The following is an 18,213-nucleotide window of genomic DNA, read 5'->3' as shown; positions in this document are numbered from 1 at the left end:
TTCCTCTCCGCGGTCGAAGGACATACCGACACCTGCCTATCCCGCGCTCCACCGGGCTGCGCTTCATTTCAAGATATTTCTAAGAGACCATCCATAGGTCGGAAATGTCGGCAGACTGCCGTACCGTGCCCTTCTCCTGGCTCGGCGCCGCGGCCATCGGCCTGGCGCTGACGCTCACCCCGACCCCGGCGCCGACCGCTGGGTCGACTCCTGGGCCCACGCGCGTGGTCTCCTGTGATCCCGAGCCAGGCGTGGCGGAGGTCTCCGGCAAGCCGTGGCCGCAGGAGAGGCTGAGGTTCGAGCGGGTATGGCGCTTCACCAGGGGCGAGGGGGTGACCGTCGCCGTCGTGGACAGCGGCGTGGACGCCACCCACCCCCAGCTCGCGGGCGCCGTCACCGCCCAGGTCGACCTGACGGGCACCGACCTGCGCGACTGCGTCGGGCACGGCACGGCGGTGGCCGGGATCATCGCGGGCCGCGACCTCACCTCGCGCGGCGTGCCCGTCATGGGGGTCGCGCCGGCCGCGCGGATCCTGTCGATCAAGCAGACCGAGGGGAGCTCGGGCGACGTGTCCAGGCTGGCCCAGGGCATCAGGCGCGCCGCGGACATGAACGCCGACGTGATCAACGTGTCCGTCCAGGCCCACGACCATCCCGCGCTGAAGGGCGCGGTGGCGTACGCGCAGGCCAAGGACGCGGTGATCGTGGCCGCCGCCGGCAACGTGCGCCAGGACGACGGCGTGGTCACGCCCGCGTACCCGGCCGAGTACCCCGGGGTGATCGCGGTCGGCTCGGCCTCGCCGGACGGCGGCAAGTCGGAGTTCTCCAACAGCGTGACCCGCATCTCGGTGACCGCCCCCGGAGCCGGGATCACGAGCGCCTGGACCGGCGGCGGCTACCGTACGGAGCTGGACGGAACCAGCTTCGCCGCCCCCTTCGTGGCGGGCGTCGCCGCCCTGGTCAGGGCCCGGCACCCCGAGCTCGACCACTGGCAGGTCAAGCGCCGGCTGGAGCGCACGGCGGAGGGCGGCGGCGCGGCCGGCACCGGGGCCGGGCTCGTCAACCCGCTGCTCGCGGTCACCTCGGTGCTGCCCGCCACCGAGGAGAGCGCGCCCGCCGCGCCGCCGATCGTGCTGGCCAGGGCCCCGGTGCCGGACCCGCGCACGCGCGGCATCGCGGTGGCGATCACGGCGGGCGCGGTGGGGGCCACCGCGCTGGTGGTGTTCCTGGCGTTGACGCTGCCCAGGGCCCGTCGCAGGGGCTGGCGGGCCGGAGGGGTCACAACAGTTACAGGAAAGTTGAAATCGTAGCCCTGCCCGCTTTGACCATTTAACTTGATCCGCAGTACGGAAACCCGGTCGAAATTCCGAGAGGTGCACGTGGCAGAGCCGACACGTTATCAAGAGGGCAGCCAACACAGCGCAGCCGAACGCGCGCTCATCGCCCACCAGAACATCACGCAGATTCACAACAGGCTCACCCAGATTCCCACGACGCTCGGCGCCGCCTGGCAAGGCGAGTCCGCGAACGTCTACCGCCAGGTCCTCGACGAGTGGAACCCGCAGTTCAAGAAGGTCATCGACGCGCTGCACACGATCGCCGAGAACCTCAAGAGCTCGGGCATCACCTACACCGAGGCGAACACCCAGGCCAGCGAGGTCGCCACGAAGCTCAAGGCCGCGCTCGGCGGCGGCCAGCTCTGAGGAACGGAGGATCACCATGACGGGTGGCGGAGACATCATCCTCGCCAATTTCGACGAGATGGACGAGATCGCGTCGGAGCTCGGCCGGGCCTACGCGAATCTGGTCGGCGAACTGGCCGACCTCGAAGACGACCTCAAGGTCCTGGAGACCTGGGACGGCTCCGCCAAGGAGGTCTACCGGACCGCCAAGGAGCAGTGGAACAACGCGGTCGTGGCCATGGGCGACACCATGCAGCGCTTCGGCCCCGCCCTGCACGACGCCACGGAGATCATGCGCGACGCGGAGGCCGTCAACATCCGCCGCTGGGGCACCTGAGACCGGTGGACCAGCCGCTCATCGATCCGGCCACCGCCGGCGACACGGCCAGATGCAAGCCGGAGGCCCTCCTCGACGTGGCCGGCAAGCTCGGCGACGGCCTGCTGCCCCGGTTGCGGACGGCCGCGTACCAGGTGCCTGACCTGTCGCCGGCCGCGCCGGGGAGCTGGGACATCGCCCATGGGTACGGCGAGACCGTGCGCAGGGCCCGGGTGGCGACGGGCGACTCGCTGCAGTTCGTCATGGAGCAGGTCCAGCGGATCGTCGACGATCTGGCCGCCACTGCGAACACCGTGCGGGACGCCGACCAGCGGGCCGCCGGCGCGGTGCCGCGTACGTGATTCGAGGGGATGCGTTGCCGGAACCACAACCGATCAAGGACGGCTGCCTGCAGGGCGGGAACGTCAACGCGTACGGCGGGCGCGAGGAGATCCGGCGGCTGGTCATGGGGACCAGGCCGGAGGAGTTCGCACCGGTCGTGGACGCGTACAAGAAGACGTCCCAGCTGCTCACCGACACGATCGCGGCGCTGGGTGACAGCGCGGCGCGTCTGGTGGCCGACGGGAACTGGGGCGGGGAGTCCGCCAGGGCCATGCTCACGCGCATGAACCGGCTCCAGACCTACCTGCAGTCGCTGCGGAACGGTGTGGACGGCGTCCCTCCCGGGCTGGAGACGATGAGCGGCGAGCTGGCCTCGGCGAAGGAGCGCTTCGACAAGGCCACGGAGCAGCAGGAGTACTGGGTGGAGGCCAGCGGCATGGGGGCGGGGTCGATGCAGCCGCTCAACGATCCGGACGCGGACGCGCGGGCCTTCATGCAGCAGCTCAACGGCGCCTACCAGCGGGCGTACACGGTCATGCCGGACCGGCTGGCGTGGGACGCGGAGCTGGCCTCGCCGGCCCCCTACCTGCCGCCGCCGGTCGACCCCGTCCCGGGGCCGGCGCAGGGGGGCGACCTGCCGTACGAGAGCACGATCCCGGTGCGGTCCCGCACCGATCTGGCCGGCACGCCCGGCCACCCCTCTACTCCCGCGGGCCCGCTACCCGGCCAAGCTGCGGTGCCGGGTGCGCCCGCGGGGACGTCACCACCCACCTCCCTGGCCACCTCCCTGGCGAGTTCACCGCCCGTCGGCGGCCCGGTCATGGGAGCAGCCCCGGGAGCCGGGCAGCCCAGCCCGGCCGGGAACACGCCGCCCGCCGGGCTGCCGCCGTCCCCCGGTACGGCGCCCACCCCGGCCGGGACGGCGAGGCCGCCGGGCGACCTGGGCACGGGCCGCCCGGGGACGAACCGCCCGGTGACCACGAACCGGGGCAACCCGGCGGACCCCTATCAGGGCCGCCCCGCCGACCCGCGCACCAGCGCAGCCCAGGAGCCGGCCGGGCCGTCCGTGCGGCCGGGCAGCGTCCCGGTCGTGGACGGCTCATGGCCCCCGGCCAGATCGCCCGTGGCGGGGGCCGAGCCCGGCGCGACGGCGTCCGGCGGCGTGCCGTTCCTGCCCATGGGCGGCCCTGCGGACGGCGGGCAGAACACCCGCAGGCCGATCGCGTCGAAGAGCGACGACGACGACTTCTTCCGCCCCGCGGTCGTCCACGGCCCGCCGGTGGTGGGGTGAGCCCATGTCCGACGAATTCGTGGCGGCGCAGGTCGAATCCATCCGTCAGATGGGCCGCAACATGGCCGCCGCCCCCATGCGGGACCTGGAGCGGATGTACTCCGCCATCGGGCACGTCGATCTCTCCGCCGGCGCCTACGGCGCGTTCGGCGTGCTCGGCTCCTCGCTGGGGCAGGCGTTCGACGACGTCAGGAAGGCCGCGCAGGATTATCTGCGGGCCAAGCGGGCCGAGGCGGCCGGCATCCACGACAAGGCGTACAGCACGGCCAACACCTATGTGGACGGCGACGGGACCGCCGGTCAGGCGGCCGCGAACATCACCAGGACGTGAAAATGATCGAACAACCGTGGTCCGTCATCGAGGGCTCGGCGATGGCCGCGACCGGCTCCGTGCTCCTCGGCTGGAACCGCGCCCGCTACGCCACCCTCGTCCTGCCCCTCATGTACGGCGACACCGCCCAGCAGCGGGCGGCGGCTGAGGTGTGGGAGACGCTGGCCGGGGCCCTGCGGGCGCACCCGAATGTCGTGGACGGCTCCGTCAAGAACGTCGAGTGGACCGCCCCCAGCGCCGAGCTCTACAAGGGCACCGTGCAGCAGTACTCCGACGACGCCGCGGACAAGTCCGCCTCACCCAAGGCCTCGGCCGACACCCTGCGCCTCACGGCCGACGTGTACGACGTCCTCGGCAAGGCCGTCTTCCTCACCGGCGCGAGCATCCTCACGGCCGGGGTGATGCGCAAGGTCGCCCAGATGAACGCGTTCACCAGGGTCGCCTCGGAGGTGGCCGCCACCGGGTTCGGCCGCCGGGCGGACCAGCAGGCCGGGGCGATGGCGGCCAGGGCGCGGGCGTTCGCGGAGAGTGGCAAGGGCGTGCTGGGCAAGGTGGCGCAGAAGCTGGCGCAGATGTCGCCCGGCAAGCAGGTGGTCCTGGGCGGCGCCGCGGCCCTCACGGCCGGGGCGATGGGGCAGTCGGCGGTCGCCGACCACTTCAGCGGCACGAGACTCGAAACGACTCCGGAGGTGAAGTCGTGACGGCGTTCGACGAGAGTACCCTGGACCGGCTGATCGCCGAGGCCCAGCGGTCGGCGGGCGGGCTGGACGACCTGTACGAGCAGGTTCTCACCGTCAAGGGGGCCGCGCAGGACCCGGACAAGCTGGTGCGGGTCGAGTGCTCGGCGCAGGGGGTCACCGGGCTGGACATCGACCCGAGGGCCATGCGCTGGGGCTCGCAGCGCCTCGCCGAGACGATCCTGGTGCTGATCGCCGACGCCCTGTCCGACATGCAGGCCAAATCCACCGAGCTCCTCGGGGACGTCCTGGGGGACGGCCCGCTGGACCTGGCCGCCGAGAACAACCCGGCCGACCTGCGCATGCGGGACGCGCGGGAGGCCTACGAGCAGGCCATGGACCAGGCGGTGGCCGAGCTGGGCCGCATCGAGCGCGACCTCGACCGCTAGCTAGGAACCCGGGTCCAGGTAGGCGGTCTGGACGAGCTTCTCGCCCGACCGCCGGTCCACGTAGAGCCCGCGCCCCGGCGGGAGCTGCCGCGGGCGCACGTTCCCGAACAGCTGGCCCTCGTCCCGGGGGCCCGACAGCATCACGGCGGGCGAGTTCATCTCCTTCAGCCGCCGCACGATCGGGTCCAGCATGCTCCGCCCGGCCCCGCCCATGGCGCGCGCCAGCACCAGGTGCAGCCCGATGTCGCGGGCCTGCGGCAGCAGCTCGCCGAGCACGGCCAGCGGGTTGGCCGAGGTCGCCACGAGGTCGTAGTCGTCCACGATGACGTACAGGTCCTGGCCGGTCCACCAGCTCCGCGTCCGCAGCTGCTCCGAGGTGAGGTCCGGCGGCGGCAGCCGCGTCTGCATCACCTCATGGACGCCCTTGAGCAGCTCCGCGGCGGCGGTGCTGGAGGCCGCGTACCCGATCCGGTGCTCGGTGTCGGTCGCGTCCAGCAGCGAGCGCCGGTAGTCGATGACGAGGAACCGCGCCTCCAGCGGCGTCTTCCCGCTCGCGATGCCCTGGGCGAGCACCCGCAGCAGGTTGGTCTTGCCGCTCTCGGTGTCGCCGAACACCACGAAGTGCGGGTCGGCCTCGAAGTCCAGCAGTACCGGCGCCAGCGCGGCCTCGTCGATCCCGATCGGGATCCGGGTGCCGCCGTCCGGGGGAGCGGGCAGGGTGTGCGCGGGGAGCAGGGCGGGCAGCAGCCGCACGGGCGGCGCCGGATGCCCGCGCCAGGCCGCCGCCGCGGCCTGGACCAGGGCGGCGACCCCGTCCGCGAGGTCGTCCACGGTGGAGCGGCCGTCGATGCGCGGCAGCGCGGCCAGGAAGTGCAGGGACTCGCGGGTGAGCCCGCGCCCGGGAGCCCGCTCGGGCACGTTCGAGGCCGCCTTGCGGTCGATCTCCGAGTCGAAGGAGTCGCCGAGCCGCAGCTCCAGCCGGGTGCCGAGCAGGTCGCGCACCCCGGCCCTGAACTCCATCCACCGGTTCGCGGTGCCGATCACGTGGATGCCGAACCCCAGGCCCCTGGTGACCAGGTCGCCGAGGTCGGGTTCGAGCAGCTCGTACTCCTGGCGCAGGATCGCCCAGCCGTCCACCACGATGAACACGTCGCCCCAGCCGTCGCCCTCGTAGGCGCCCGAGGCGACCATCCGCCGGTAGGTGGCCATGGAGTCGATCCCGCGCTCGACGAACAGCCGCTCGCGCCGGTCGAGCAGCGTCTTGACCTCGGCGACCGTCCTGCGTACCGCGTCGGCGTCCAGCCGGTTGGCCACCCCGCCGACGTGCGGCAGCCCGGACAGCGACGACAGCGTGCCGCCGCCGAAGTCCAGGCAGTAGAACTGCACCTCCTTGGGGGTGTGCGTGAGCGCGAGCGAGGCGATCAGCGTGCGCAGCAGCGTGCTCTTGCCGGTCTGCGGCGCGCCGACGATCGCGACGTTGCCCGCCGCCCCCGACAGGTCCAGCCAGTACGGGTCCCGCCGCTGGTCGAACGGGCTGTCCACGATCCCCGCCACGGCGTGCAGCCGCCCCGGCCGGTCCTGGGCGGTGCCCGCGGCCGTCAGCCCGTGCTCCGGCGTGGCCTCGGCGGACGGCAGCAGCTGGTCGAGCGAGGCGGGCTCCTTGAGCGGCGGCAGCCAGATCCGGTGCGCCGCGGGCCCCTGCCCGGCCAGCCGCCCCACCACGATCTCCAGCAGGCTGTCCTTCCTGCCCTGCTTTCCGTGCTCCTCCACGGAAGGCGGCGACTGCTCCACGGGCGGCATCGGCACCCGTTCCGGCCCGTACCAGACGATCTTCCCGCGGTGCCCGGCGCGCGCCGTCACCGCCGGCCCCTGCGCCGTGGCCACCTGGTACGGCCCCGACACGTACGCCGCCTTGAACCGCGTCATGCCCGTGGTCTCGAACATCAGGTACGCGTTTCCCGGTTCGGGCGGCAGCGAGTACGCGTCCGCCACCCCCAGCACGGCCCGGCTCTCGGCCGCCGAGAACGTCCGCAGGCCGATCCGGTACGAAAGGTGCGTGTCAAGCCCGCGCAGCCGTCCCGACTCCAGCCGCTGCGAGGCCAGCAGCAGGTGCACGCCCAGCGACCGGCCGAGCCGCCCGATCATCACGAACAGCTCGATGAACTCCGGCTTGGCCGACAGCAGCTCGCTGAACTCGTCCAGCACGATGAACAGCGTCGGCAGCGGACGCAGCTTCGCCCCCTGCTCGCGGGCCTGCTCGTAGTCGCGCAGCGAGGCGTGGTTGCCGGACGCCCGCAGCAGCTCCTGGCGGCGCACCAGCTCGCCGTGGAGCGCGTCGTGCATGCGGTCCACCAGCGGCAGCTCGTCCTCCAGGTTCGTGATGACCGCCGAGACGTGCGGCAGCGTGTCGAGCCCGAGGAAGGTGGCGCCGCCCTTGAAGTCGACGAGCACGAAGTTCAGGGTCTCGGAGGAGTGCGTGATCGCCAGCGCGAGCACGAGCGTGCGCAGCAGCTCCGACTTCCCGGAGCCGGTCGCGCCGACCACGAGGCCGTGCGGGCCCATGCCGCCCTGCGCGGCCTCCTTGATGTCCAGCTCGACGGGCCGCCCGTCGGCGCCCAGGCCGATCGGCACCCGCAGCCGGTTCCTGACCGGGCGGGGCTGCCACGTCTGGGCGGGCGCGAGCCGCCGCGCGTCGCCGATCCTGAGCAGGTCGGTGAGCGTCGTGTTCGTGGCGAACACGTCCCGCACCTCCTCCGCGCCGGCTCCCGAGCCGGTCCGCATCGGCGCGAGCTGCCTGACCAGGGCGGCGAACGCGGGCGGGTCAAGCCGGTCCGGCCGCCCCAGCCCCGACCTGACCTCCTTGCCGAGCTCGTCCTCGGCGACCCTGACCACCTCGTCGCCGCCGACCTCCAGCCGCAGCGTGAGCTGCGCGGGCACCTGCGCGGTGGCGCCGCCGACGTCGATCACGGTCACGCCCTCGATGACGTCCAGGCCGAGCTGGCTGCCCGCGGGCACCGTGCCGCCGTCCACGACGACCACGTGGTATGGCAGCGCGTCCGCCGAGAGCCCCTTGCTGAAGCGCGGCCGGTCCTTCAGCTCGAACCCCAGCAGGTCGTCCAGCTCGCCCAGGTCCCCCGTGACCAGCCGCACGGGGCCGGCCCCGTCCTCCTCCGCGGGGTGCAGGGCGTGCGGCAGCCACTTGACCGGCTCCCACTCGCGCGCCCGTTCGGCGCCCGCGCAGACCGAGATCCGCAGGTCCTCCGGCGCGTGCAGCGCCGCCGCCTGGGCCAGCAGGGCCCGCACGAGCCCGCGCGCCGCCGCCGGGTCACCCGTGATCACGATCCTGGCGAACGAGTGCAGCGCCAGCGCCACCGGCAGCCCGGGAACGGTGGCGTGCGTGCGGACGAACCGCCGCAGCGCGCCCGCCGTCACCGGGTCGAGATCCTCGATCGGCCTGGTCTCCGGCGGGATCATCGGCAGCGCCAGCCGCTGCGCCGAGGTGGCGATCCTGACCTGGGCGAAGTCGTCGTCGCGGGGCCGCCGCTCCCACAGCCGGGTGGTCATCACCAGCGACCACAGGGCGGCCGGGTCCGGATGGTTCCAGGTCATGGCCTTGTGCTGCTGCGCGGCGGCGGCCCGCACCCGCTTCCTGACCTGCTCCAGGTAGCGGTAGTAGTCGCGGCGCTGGCCGTTGAGCTGGCTCTTGCGCTCGCCCGCGCCGCGCATCATCTGGCCCACGGTCATGCCGATCATCGAGACCGCGAACAGGCCGCTGGAGACCAGCATGATCGGGTTGTTCGTGGAGCCGCCGGTGAACATCAGCGCCATCGCGCCCGCGCCCGCCAGCATCGGCAGGTACGTCAGGAGCTGCGTCAGCCCGCCGCCCGTCACCGTCTCGGGGATCTCCGGCGGGGACTCCAGCAGGATCTCGCCGCCGGGGGGTTCGGGTGGCCGGCGCCGCTCGGGCCTGCGGACCACGATCAGGCTGCCGCTCACGATGCCATACAAGCCACTGACGTAGCGAAACAGGCGATACTTCAAAATTCCTGTACGGATTACACCCGTCGCGTTCGGTGTCCGGTCCATACACTCGTCCGGGTGAGCGCCACCGGAACCGACCTGTGCCGGGTCACCGTCGTGACCCCGCGTGGATTCCTGGACCTGGGCCTGCCGCCGGACATCCCGCTCGGCAACTTGCTGCCCACCCTGCTGCGCGTCGCCGGCGAAGGGCTCGCGGAGGCGGGCCTGGCCCACGGCGGCTGGGTGCTCCAGCGCCTGGGCGGCCCGCCGTTCGACGTGAACGCCACCCTGTCGGAGCTCGCCGTGCACGACGGCGAGATGCTGCACCTGCGGCCGCGCGGCCACGAGCTGCCGGAGATCGCCTTCGATGACGTCGCCGACGCGGTCGCGACCGGCGTGCTGGAGCGCACCGGCCGCTGGCAGCCGGACACGACCAGGGCCTACGGGCTGCGCGCCGCCGCCGTGCTGCTGGGCGCGGGGGCCGCCGCGCTGCTGCTGAGCGGCCCGCCCTGGCTGCCCACGGCCCTGGTCGCGGGCGCCGTCGCGCTGGTCCTGCTGCTGGTGGCCGTGGCGCTGTCGCGGGCACTCGGCGACGCGCGGGCGGGCGCGGTGATCGGGTACGCGGCCCTGCCGTACGGGTTCGTCGCGGGCCTGACCGGACCGGCGTCGGCGGCCGTCGTCCAGCCGGACACCCTGCTGTCCGCCTGCGGCGTGGTGCTGATGCTGGCCACGGCGACCGGGTTCGCCGTCGCCCAGGGGCTGCCGACGTTCCTCGGCGTGGCCGCCGCCGCGCTGTCCGGGCTGCTGGCGTCCGGGCTGGTCATGGCCTTCGACCTGCCCGCGGCCGGGGTGGCGGCGGTGCTGGCGGCCCTCGCGGTGGGGCTGACCACGGCGATCCCCTCGGTGTCGTTCCGGCTGGCGGGCATGCCGCTGCCCGCGCTGCCGACCACGGCGGAGGAGCTGCGCCGCGAGAGCGGCGCCCTGGACGGCGAGCTGGTGATCGACAAGACCGTGCTCGCCGACCGCTTCTGCACGGGGCTGGTCGCCGGCGTGGCGGTGATCGTGCTCGCCGCCCAGGCGCTGCTGACGGTGGCGGGCACGTGGGTCGCGCTCGCGATGAGCGCCGCGCTGTCGCTGTCGCTGCTCATGCGGGCCCGCGTGTTCGAGGGGCGCGGCCAGCGGGCCTGGCTGCTGACCGCGGCCCTGCTGGGGGTGGCCCTGCCCGCCGCGGCGGCGGTGGTCACGGCGGCGGACGGCGTGGTGCTCTACGGGATCGTCCCCGGGCTGGTCGTGCTCGCCCTGGGCGTGATGGGGACGGCGCTGTGGCTCACGTCCGCGCGACCGTCCCCCTTCTGGGGCCGCGTGGGCGACATCTTCGACATCCTGCTGATGATCGCCCTGATCCCGCTGGCGCTGGCCGTGATGGACGTGTACGAGACCATCCGCGGCCTGGTGAGCTAGCTGCGGTTCTTGACCACGTCCTCGAGGCTCATGGTGCCGCCCGGCGCCTTGACCGTCCACTGGAAGGACTGCGTGATGGGCGGGAGCGGCTGGCCCTGCGGAGGTTCGGTGAACGTGCCCGCCTTCGCGGTGTCGATGGCCCCCGCGTTGAAGTCGATCGCCGCGCTCCCGGTCGGGCGCATGAACGCCAGCTGCACCGCCGCCGTGCCGCCGACGCCCGCCGCGACGCCGCCCAGCACGTCCTTGAGCCCGAGCGAGCCGAGGAAGCGCTTGAGCGTGCTGGTCGAGGCGGCCAGCGACGCGCTCGCCTGGACCCCCGTCCTGCGCATGGCGACCCGGGCGGCCAGCCTGGTCTGCGGGGCCAGCGAGAGCGCCTGCAGCGCGGCCAGCCGCAGGTACGTCTCCTGCGCGATCTTGGCCGCCGCCCCCCAGTAGACCATGAACCCGTCACCGATGCTGTCCACGTGCCCCGCCACCCACTGCACGTTGGTGCGGAAGGCGTCGAGCTCGGACCTCAGCCTGGTGGCCGCGCCCGCGAACGCCTTCTGGTCGTCGGCGATCCAGTTCTGCCCCGAGTTGTTGATCACCATGGTCAGCGTGTTGTTCGCGCCCTTGTCGAGCCGGCCGCCCGCGCCCGCCTGGAGGTTGGCGGCGGCCTCCCAGATGCCGGGCACGTTCGCGACCGCGGGCACGGTGGCGAGCATGCCGACGACGACAGACGGCTCCATCCTGGCCGCCTTGCGCAGGATGCCCTGCACGGCCTCGGGGTCGGGCGGGTTCTTCGACGGGCGCAGGGGAGAGCCGTCCCTGGCGCGTCCGGCCACTCTGGGCCTCATGGCTTCTTCACCCGCTGGACGATCAGGTCCTCGGCGGTGCGCCAGTTGCCCTCGGCGTGGGTCAGGTCCTCGCCCTCCCACTTCCGCATCACGCCGAGGGCGGTCTGGGTGTCGCGGACGAACGACTCGATCAGCGACCGGTAGAGTTCCCCGACCGTCCACTCGCCCAGCGGCCCCCATCCGGGGAAGCCCACCGCCCTGTTCTCCTCGAGGATCTGGCGTACCTCGTCGAAAACAGGCAGGAGGTCGTCCCTGATGTCCCGCCGAACCTTGGCGATCGCGTCAGGAGTGATATAACGCGTATCCGGATTCACGATGATCAGCTTGTAACGTGCCGGGCGCGCGGAACAGGTCCGTCATTCACTGGTCATTGATCATTCTCAATCACGAAACCAGACAGCTTCTCCCCATTTATCCCGATAAATTGGGTTATGTAGGGGAGACATGTGATCCAAGGGGCGGGAGTTGCACAGCCAGCGCGACCTTTATCAGGCGTACCGCCTCACCGTTCAGCGCATCGGCCTGGCGCTCCTGCGCGCCCAGCCGAACCAGCCCGAATGGCCGCTCCGCCGGCAGAACATCGGTTTCCTGGCCGGCATCATGGTCGCGGTCCTGCTCTGCGTCGGCTTCGCGGTCTTCGGGCTGCTGCGCCCGGGCGGCACGAAGGCGCTGGAGGAGCCCGGCACGCTGATCATCGAGCGCGAGACCGGCGCCAGGTTCGTCTACAGCCAGGACCAGCGCAGGCTCATCCCCGTCGCCAACTACGCCTCCGCCCGCCTCGTGCTCGCCTCCCAGGACGTCAAGGAGCGCGTCGTCGCGCGGGAGGCGCTGGCCAAGTACGAGCGCGGCGCCCTCATCGGCATCCCCGAGGCCCCCGACTCGCTGCCCGGCCCCGCGAACCTGGCCCGCGGCCCCTGGGCGGCCTGCGTCCAGGAGCGCGCCGAACCGACCGGGCGCAAGCCGTACGTGACGCTGGTCGCCGGTCGCGACCTCGGCGGCACGCCGGTCGCGGAGGGGCACGCGCTGCTGGTCGACGTGGGCGGCCGGCAGTGGGCGATCTGGCGGGGCACCCGCATGCGCGTCCCCACCGGCATCGCCCGCGGGCTCACCTCGGTAGTCCCCGCCGCCGTGCCCGTGGCCTGGCTGAACGCGCTGCCCGAAGGGCCCGACCTGGCCGCGCCCGACGTCCGCGGGCGCGGCCGGCCGGTGGCGGGGCCTGGCGGCAGGACCGCGGCCGTGGGGCAGGTCTTCCGCGCGGGCGGCGTGGCCGGCGGCGAGGACCGCTGGTACGTGCTGCTGGACGACGGCTTGGCCCCCATCACGCAGGCCCAGGCCACGCTGCTGCTGAGCGATCCCGACAGCAGGGCGGCCTACGGCGGCGGCGCGGTCAGGGAGATCGCCGTCGACGCCGCCTCCGCCAACGCCGCCCCCCGCTCGCGTACCGCCATCCCGGCCGACGGCCTGCCCGCCGTCATGCCGCGCATGACCGCGTACGGCCCAGGCAGCCCCGTCTGCGTCGTCTACGCCGACACGGGCACCGGATCCACCCGCGCCCGGCTCATCACCGGCGCCGAACTGCCCGAGCCGCGCGGCGACGCCACCGACCTGGTACGCCTGCCGCCGGGCAGGGCGGTGCTGGCCGGCGTCCTGCCCGGCGACGGGCAGCTGAACGCCGTCCAGTCCTACTACCTGATCACCGCCGAGGGCCGCCGCTACGCCGTGCCCGGCGCCGACGTGCTGGCCAAGCTCGGCTACGCCCCCGGCCAGGCCACGCCGGTGCCCGCCAACGTGCTCCAGCTCATCCCCGAGGGGCCGGTGCTCGACCCGGCCAGGGCCGCCAGGCCCGTGCTCGAAGGGGGCCGGCAGCAGGCCGCGGGTCAGTAACCGCGGTAGCCGCTACCGGTCTTCATCCCGACCACGCCGGGCACGTTCGAGACCGAGCCGTAGCGCTCGATGGCGTACCGGACGCCCGCGATGATGTTGTCCACCGGGTTGTAGACGTTGTCGTGTCCCGGCAGCTTCCACCGCTGGAAGGTGGGGTCGATCGTCTGCATCAGCCCCTTGGACGGTGTGCCTCTGACCCAGTTGGAGTCCCAGGTGTTGATGCTGTTCGGATTGCCGCCGGACTCGTGCCGGATGATCGTGTAGATGTCGTTGACGTTCATCTTCTCGACCGGGTAGCCGTTGGCCTTGAGGATCTCGACGGCCTGGTTGATCCAGTCGGCGATCTGCCCTTGCGGGGCGGGACCGCCGCCCGGCGGGGGCGGGCCGCTGGAGCCGTACCCGCCGAAGCCCGTGCCCGGCGTGCCCGTGCCTGACGAGCCCGTGGCGGCGAGCGTCGTGGGTCGCGACTCCTGCTGCGCCGGTGACCAGCCGAGCGGCTTGCCCGGGGCGGGAGCGAACGGCTGCGCGTCCGGCTCGCCCAGCTCGTCGGCGACGTCCGGGATCGTGCCGAGCGCCTTCTGGATCTTTCCCGCCGTGTCGGACAGGATCGTGCCGGTGTCGGCGACGAGCTGCCGCAGCGTGCCGCGGGCCTGGTCCAGCGCGGGCTTCAGGCTCTGTGCGACCTGCTCCTCGGTGGGCGGCGGGTCGCCGCCCCGCGCCTGCCGCGCGGCGGCGGCGTAGGAGTGGCAGATCTCCAGCGCCGACGACTCGGCCGCGCGCAGGGTGCTCGCGGCGGCGTCGAGGTGGCCCGCGCACTCCTGCAGCGCCTGCCGCAGCCCGTCGCCGCAGCGCACCACCCGGCCCATGTACCCGGCGAACGCCTCCGCGCTGCCGCCCTGCCACGCGCCGCCCACGCCGGCGGTCGCGGTGCGGACCGCTTCGGTGTGCCGCTGACCGGTGCCGGCGGCGGTGCGCCAGGCGTTCGCCGCCGCGGCGATCCCGCCCGGGTCGCCGATCACCTTGGCGGCCAGCCCGGCCAGCTCCGCACCACCCGGAGCGCCTCTGACCTCCTCAAGCGCACTCATGCTCGAACCGCACCACCCGGTGCGGCCCTCATCCCGTCCGGCGTGCTCATGGGCGAACCGCGCCCCCGTCGGCGGCGATGATCGTGCGCTGGACGGCGTCCAGCGTGCGCTCCACGCCGTCCAGCCGGCCGCCCAGGGTCCGTGCCGCCACCTCGGAGACCCGCGCCAGGTCGGCCACCGCCCTGGCCATGGCGGGGGACCCCGTCACGTCCCCGAACGCCGCCGCGCCCGGGGCCGGGCCCTTCATGCCGGCGAACGCGCCCGACGCCTCACGGGCCGCCTCGGCACACGCGGCCAGCGCGTCGCGCTGGAACTTGAGCATCCCGCTCCTTCCGTCAGCGCCGGAACAGCTCCAGCAGTTCATCCGCCCGATGGGTGCGGGCGATCCACACCTCGCGCCCGCGGCGCTCCCGCGTGATCAGGCGTCCGGCCCGCAGCCGGTCGCAATGGTACGTGAGCCCGCTGGGCGCGATCTTCATGTCGGTGGCCAGCATCGACATGGTCATGGGCTGGTCGAGCGCGCACAGCAGGTCGGCGCGGACCGGCCCCACCAGCGCCGACAACTCGTCGACCGCGGGCGCGACCGGCTTGCGCCACAACGATTCCGCCCCGCGCACGGGGTAGGCGATCCACACCGCCTCCGGGTGGTCCAGGCTGAGGATCAGGGCGTCCTTCCCGGCCAGCATCGGCACCAGGACGATCTTGCGGTCGCCCAGTTCGAACGTGCCGGGTTCGAGGTCCGCGACGAGCAGGCCGCGCTCGCCGTACGCGATGCGGTCGCTGAGCGAGCCGAGCAGCAACTCGGGCCCGCCGCGCACGGTGGCGACGCCGACCCGTTCGATCTCCTTGTCCAGCAGCGGCCGGCCGCGCTTCCACAAGGGTTCGGTGGTGTTCCACACGTCGGCCAGCGCCCCGGCGTACCCGCTCAGCCAGCGCCCCGGCCGCTCGGCCGCCCCCCGCCAGTGCGCGGGCAGCGGGCCCGAGCCGAACGCCTGCTCAAGGTCCCTGATCAGGTGGTCCGGAGGCGTGTCGTGCAGGGCGCTGATCTGGGCCTGCATGGAGACGTCCTGGCCGATGGGCGTGTACGGCACCAGGCTGTCCGGGGCGACGGAGTGGCCGGGAGCGGCCAGCGGGCGCACGGCCTCGTGCCCCAGCGGGCCGACCCGCGAGCTGATCGCCCGCCGCCAGAGCTCAGGCAGACCGCGCCGGCGGCCGGCGAGCGCGTCGGCGATCATGGCGAGGACGGTCAGGTTGGGCGAGATGGCGATATGGAGCTGGGGCGTAGAGCGCACGCGCAGCTCGCTCCACACCTTGGTACTTGTGACTTGGGCCCCCACAGGTAGGAACTGTAGACAGGGAGGACATCGCCGGAGGAATGCTTCGAGAATGCTCGAAACATCCGTAAGTGGATGATCAACTTCTACGTGATGCGAACGCTGCGGCTTTCCGGGACGCGCGCCGGTCGCTCCGGGGTCAAGTTCATGAGTGTGCCCTCTTTGTGGTGCTGTGCTGTGATTTATCGAGAACTTACGCCCCATCACTAACTGCTCACTTAAAAAGCTCTTACAGCCACTTGACCATCACTAGCCCCACATGTCCCACAGCGTGACGGTTGGGGTCGGCAATCTTGCGCCCGAGGTCAAGAGATCGCCTCCCGTGAGTAGGTTTTTCCAACCGCCCTGCCCCCCGGCCCAGTGGCCGCTGCCCCCCTCGGGATGGAAGGCTTCCCGCATCCGCCCCGGTCCCCCTGCGAACGGGTGGCCGGGGTGGGAACCTCGCAGGGCACTGGAAGGAGTGCGGATGAATCAAGTAGCCGGCCGCGTCGAGGCCAAGCGGCTCAACGACCACGTGGAGCTGATTCACGTCGACAACCCGGACGCGGTGTTGGAAGTACCGCGCCGCGACTGGGAGTCGTTCACCGCGGCGGTCAAGGCGGGTGCGTTCGACCTTGAGACGCTCAACCGGTTGGCCGAGGAGAACGTGGCCTGACGCCCCGCTGCACGAAGAGGCGCCCGCTCTCAGCGCAGTGGAGCGGGCGCCTCCGTGGTGCCGGGGCGGACGTCAGCCGCGGCCGGTCCAGTACGCCTTGGCGCGGTCCCATGCCGCCGTGCCGACCGCCCGGCCGAGAGCGCGGCCCCGCAGGTCGCCCAGGCGGAAGTGGATGCCGCCGTAGCGGCGCGACATCCCGGCCTCGTCGGCCGCGCCGGAGAACGTGTGCCAGCGCAACGTCACGTCCTGCGCCGGCGTCGCGCCCGGTTCCACCTGCGACGAGCCCTTCGCGATCACGGCCTGGCCGCCGAACGCGTCGCCGCCGGTGAAGCGCTTGAGCACCTCGGCCGCCGCCGCGCTGAACGTGCTGTGACCCGAGACGTACTCGGGGAACGGCGGCGTCGGGAAGGTCGTCGTCTGGAACGGCACCCACGTGGCCCCGTCGATCACCCGGCCACCCCACGTCGGGATCTGCTGCCCCTTGTAGAGGAACCGGATCGCGGTGATCGGGCGGGCCGAGTCGTGGTCGCGCTTGACCTCCCACGAGGCGATCCCGGCGTCCATGACCGAGTTGGCCAGCGCGAAGAACAGCTTCACGTCCTGGTCGAGGCCGTGGTGGTCACGCGCCGAGATCTGCTGCGCGAACAGGCTCCAGTGGCCGGGCGGCGTCTCGCTGCTGGGGCCGTCGGCCCAGTATTCGGCGATCGCCTTCTGCCGGTCGGTCAGCGCGGCCGTGGTGGACAGGATCTCGGCGGCCTGCGTACGGAAGCCGGACGAGCCGTACACATAGGGCGCGGGCACGGCGTCGGCGAGACCGCGGGCGGCGCCGCTGAAGGAGGCCACCTGGCCCCAGTGCGGCGCGAGGAACGGCGGCGTGACCGTCGCCCCGGCCCGGTTGACGAACGTCAGGGGCGCCCACCGGCTGGGGTCGTTGAGCGAGGTCAGCGGGTCGGCCACCACCATGGGAGCGTTGACCGGCGCGTAGCCGGTGGTGTCGGCGTAGCCGCCGAGCTGGTTGGAGCCGTCGGTGTGCCGCAGGTCGAGCACCGCCCGGCACGCGGTGACGCCGGTCTGGGCCGGGACGCTCGACGCGTCGGCCGGGTCGTAGCCCAGCTCGGCCATCAGCGCGTCGAACGTGGCCCGCTGCGCCGGATAGAGGTCGACCGCCGCCAGGTGGGCGGCGAAGCTGACGGCCTCGGCCTTGTTCGCGTCGGTGCGCTCGGGCGCGGGCCGCCGCAGCGAGCCGCCCAGCCGGGTGCCGACGGCGACCGCGTCGTAGGCGGCCCACGCGTCGTAGGCGCAGGTGTGCACGATCGCCAGCGCCCTGGCCACCAGCGGCGGCCCGAGCGTGCCGCCGCGCACCGCTGCGAGCAGCGCCTGGTTCCACCGGACGACCGCATTCGTGCCGGTGGCCTGCGCGGGCAGGGCGGGTAAGGAGGGCAGGGCGAGCGCGGCGGCGCACACCAGCGCGAGCGCGGTCGCGCGTAAGGATCTCAGAACGGGCAAGGCAGGTCTCCTCGCTGTCGGCGGGCCCCCGTGGTCCCGGGCATGATGACCTTTCCATGCTCGAACACGCTTTCGGGCTAGCCTTCCGGTGACAGTCGCCTGCCGCTCCGGTGACCCAGGATCGCCCGGTTCCGAGCACGTCCTGGAGGTGGCGTCTGGGCGGGCGACCTGGCCAGTGTGCCTGTGTGGGGACGCGGCCAGATTTTTCGCGATTTTCCTAGATAATGCCCCAGTCCGAAAGTTTCGGTGATCGGTCGAAATATTCTTGACGGCTTTTGCGGTGGGCACTTAGAGTCCGAATTCAATGATCGGAATGAGCTTTCGAAGGTTCCAGAAGGAAGGCC

General features: G+C 72.6%; 18 protein-coding genes. 11 read left to right on the top strand and 7 right to left on the bottom strand.

Annotated features, from left to right (window positions below; all coding sequences use genetic code 11):
• Nucleotides 1-125: 125 nt before the first annotated feature.
• The 8 genes from mycP (at nucleotide 126) to ACIBQ1_RS05040 (ending at nucleotide 5,088) form a co-directional block, all read left to right on the top strand.
• Nucleotides 126-1,310: a type VII secretion-associated serine protease mycosin gene (mycP, locus tag ACIBQ1_RS05075; protein WP_397274694.1), complete on the top strand. Its 1,185-nt coding sequence runs from the start codon at nucleotides 126-128 to the stop codon at nucleotides 1,308-1,310.
• A 69-nt stretch (nucleotides 1,311-1,379) separates the two neighbouring features.
• Entirely contained in the window at nucleotides 1,380-1,703 is a 324-nt protein-coding gene (locus tag ACIBQ1_RS05070; RefSeq protein WP_397274693.1) for a WXG100 family type VII secretion target, read from the top strand.
• A 16-nt stretch (nucleotides 1,704-1,719) separates the two neighbouring features.
• Nucleotides 1,720-2,019 carry a WXG100 family type VII secretion target gene (locus ACIBQ1_RS05065; protein ID WP_355389343.1) on the top strand — a complete coding sequence of 100 codons (300 nt, stop codon included), beginning with the start codon at nucleotides 1,720-1,722 and terminating at the stop codon, nucleotides 2,017-2,019.
• 5 nt (nucleotides 2,020-2,024) lie between these two features.
• Nucleotides 2,025-2,360, top strand: coding sequence for a hypothetical protein (locus ACIBQ1_RS05060; protein WP_397274692.1), 336 nt, complete (start codon nucleotides 2,025-2,027; stop codon nucleotides 2,358-2,360).
• Nucleotides 2,361-2,374: 14 nt separating this feature from the next.
• The gene (locus tag ACIBQ1_RS05055) at nucleotides 2,375-3,631 is read left to right on the top strand and encodes a hypothetical protein (RefSeq protein WP_397274691.1); all 1,257 of its coding nucleotides are present in this window, start codon (nucleotides 2,375-2,377) and stop codon (nucleotides 3,629-3,631) included.
• 4 nt (nucleotides 3,632-3,635) lie between these two features.
• The gene (locus ACIBQ1_RS05050) at nucleotides 3,636-3,962 is read left to right on the top strand and encodes a hypothetical protein (protein ID WP_397274690.1); all 327 of its coding nucleotides are present in this window, start codon (nucleotides 3,636-3,638) and stop codon (nucleotides 3,960-3,962) included.
• A 2-nt stretch (nucleotides 3,963-3,964) separates the two neighbouring features.
• Nucleotides 3,965-4,663 (top strand): hypothetical protein, encoded by a 699-nt coding sequence (locus tag ACIBQ1_RS05045; RefSeq protein ID WP_397274689.1) that lies wholly within the window; start codon nucleotides 3,965-3,967, stop codon nucleotides 4,661-4,663.
• Nucleotides 4,660-5,088, top strand: coding sequence for a YbaB/EbfC family nucleoid-associated protein (locus tag ACIBQ1_RS05040; protein WP_397274688.1), 429 nt, complete (start codon nucleotides 4,660-4,662; stop codon nucleotides 5,086-5,088). Before ACIBQ1_RS05045 ends, ACIBQ1_RS05040 begins: the two co-directional genes overlap by 4 nt.
• On the opposite strand, the gene eccCa is transcribed toward ACIBQ1_RS05040, so the two are convergent.
• Complete coding sequence (gene eccCa / locus ACIBQ1_RS05035; RefSeq protein ID WP_397274687.1) at nucleotides 5,089-9,084, bottom strand: type VII secretion protein EccCa; 3,996 nt, start codon at nucleotides 9,082-9,084, stop codon at nucleotides 5,089-5,091.
• Between the two features lie 102 nt (nucleotides 9,085-9,186).
• Between eccCa and eccD the strand changes: the two genes are divergently transcribed.
• Nucleotides 9,187-10,569, top strand: coding sequence for a type VII secretion integral membrane protein EccD (eccD, locus tag ACIBQ1_RS05030; protein ID WP_397274686.1), 1,383 nt, complete (start codon nucleotides 9,187-9,189; stop codon nucleotides 10,567-10,569).
• On the opposite strand, the gene ACIBQ1_RS05025 is transcribed toward eccD, so the two are convergent.
• Nucleotides 10,566-11,405, bottom strand: a complete 840-nt coding sequence (locus tag ACIBQ1_RS05025; RefSeq protein ID WP_397274685.1) for a hypothetical protein — start codon at nucleotides 11,403-11,405, stop codon at nucleotides 10,566-10,568. The two genes, eccD and ACIBQ1_RS05025, sit on opposite strands and share 4 nt — an antisense overlap.
• A complete protein-coding gene (locus ACIBQ1_RS05020) occupies nucleotides 11,402-11,719 on the bottom strand; it encodes a hypothetical protein (RefSeq protein ID WP_397274684.1) in 318 nt (105 codons plus the stop codon). Before ACIBQ1_RS05020 ends, ACIBQ1_RS05025 begins: the two co-directional genes overlap by 4 nt.
• A gap of 151 nt (nucleotides 11,720-11,870) precedes the next feature.
• On the opposite strand from ACIBQ1_RS05020, the gene eccB reads away from it, so the two are divergent.
• Entirely contained in the window at nucleotides 11,871-13,289 is a 1,419-nt protein-coding gene (gene eccB, locus ACIBQ1_RS05015; RefSeq protein ID WP_397274683.1) for a type VII secretion protein EccB, read from the top strand.
• Here the strand turns inward: eccB and ACIBQ1_RS05010 are convergent.
• From ACIBQ1_RS05010 to ACIBQ1_RS05000, 3 genes are read right to left on the bottom strand one after another with little or no spacing between them, the layout of a single operon-like run.
• Complete coding sequence (locus ACIBQ1_RS05010; protein WP_397274682.1) at nucleotides 13,283-14,374, bottom strand: transglycosylase SLT domain-containing protein; 1,092 nt, start codon at nucleotides 14,372-14,374, stop codon at nucleotides 13,283-13,285. The genes eccB and ACIBQ1_RS05010 overlap by 7 nt on opposite strands.
• A 46-nt stretch (nucleotides 14,375-14,420) precedes the next feature.
• A complete protein-coding gene (locus ACIBQ1_RS05005; protein WP_397274681.1) occupies nucleotides 14,421-14,696 on the bottom strand; it encodes a hypothetical protein in 276 nt (91 codons plus the stop codon).
• A gap of 13 nt (nucleotides 14,697-14,709) precedes the next feature.
• A complete protein-coding gene (locus tag ACIBQ1_RS05000) occupies nucleotides 14,710-15,666 on the bottom strand; it encodes an ArsR/SmtB family transcription factor (protein ID WP_397274680.1) in 957 nt (318 codons plus the stop codon).
• A gap of 508 nt (nucleotides 15,667-16,174) precedes the next feature.
• Between ACIBQ1_RS05000 and ACIBQ1_RS04995 the strand changes: the two genes are divergently transcribed.
• Nucleotides 16,175-16,363, top strand: coding sequence for a hypothetical protein (locus tag ACIBQ1_RS04995; protein WP_397274679.1), 189 nt, complete (start codon nucleotides 16,175-16,177; stop codon nucleotides 16,361-16,363).
• A gap of 72 nt (nucleotides 16,364-16,435) precedes the next feature.
• Here ACIBQ1_RS04995 and ACIBQ1_RS04990 read toward each other — a convergent pair whose 3' ends face one another.
• Nucleotides 16,436-17,869 carry a vanadium-dependent haloperoxidase gene (locus ACIBQ1_RS04990; protein WP_397274678.1) on the bottom strand — a complete coding sequence of 478 codons (1,434 nt, stop codon included), beginning with the start codon at nucleotides 17,867-17,869 and terminating at the stop codon, nucleotides 16,436-16,438.
• Between the last annotated feature and the right edge of the window lie 344 nt (nucleotides 17,870-18,213).

This window comes from Nonomuraea sp. NPDC050153 (genome assembly GCF_044460125.1).
Taxonomy (GTDB): Bacteria; Actinomycetota; Actinomycetes; order Streptosporangiales; family Streptosporangiaceae; genus Nonomuraea.
This window is presented reverse-complemented; position numbering and strand designations above follow the sequence as displayed.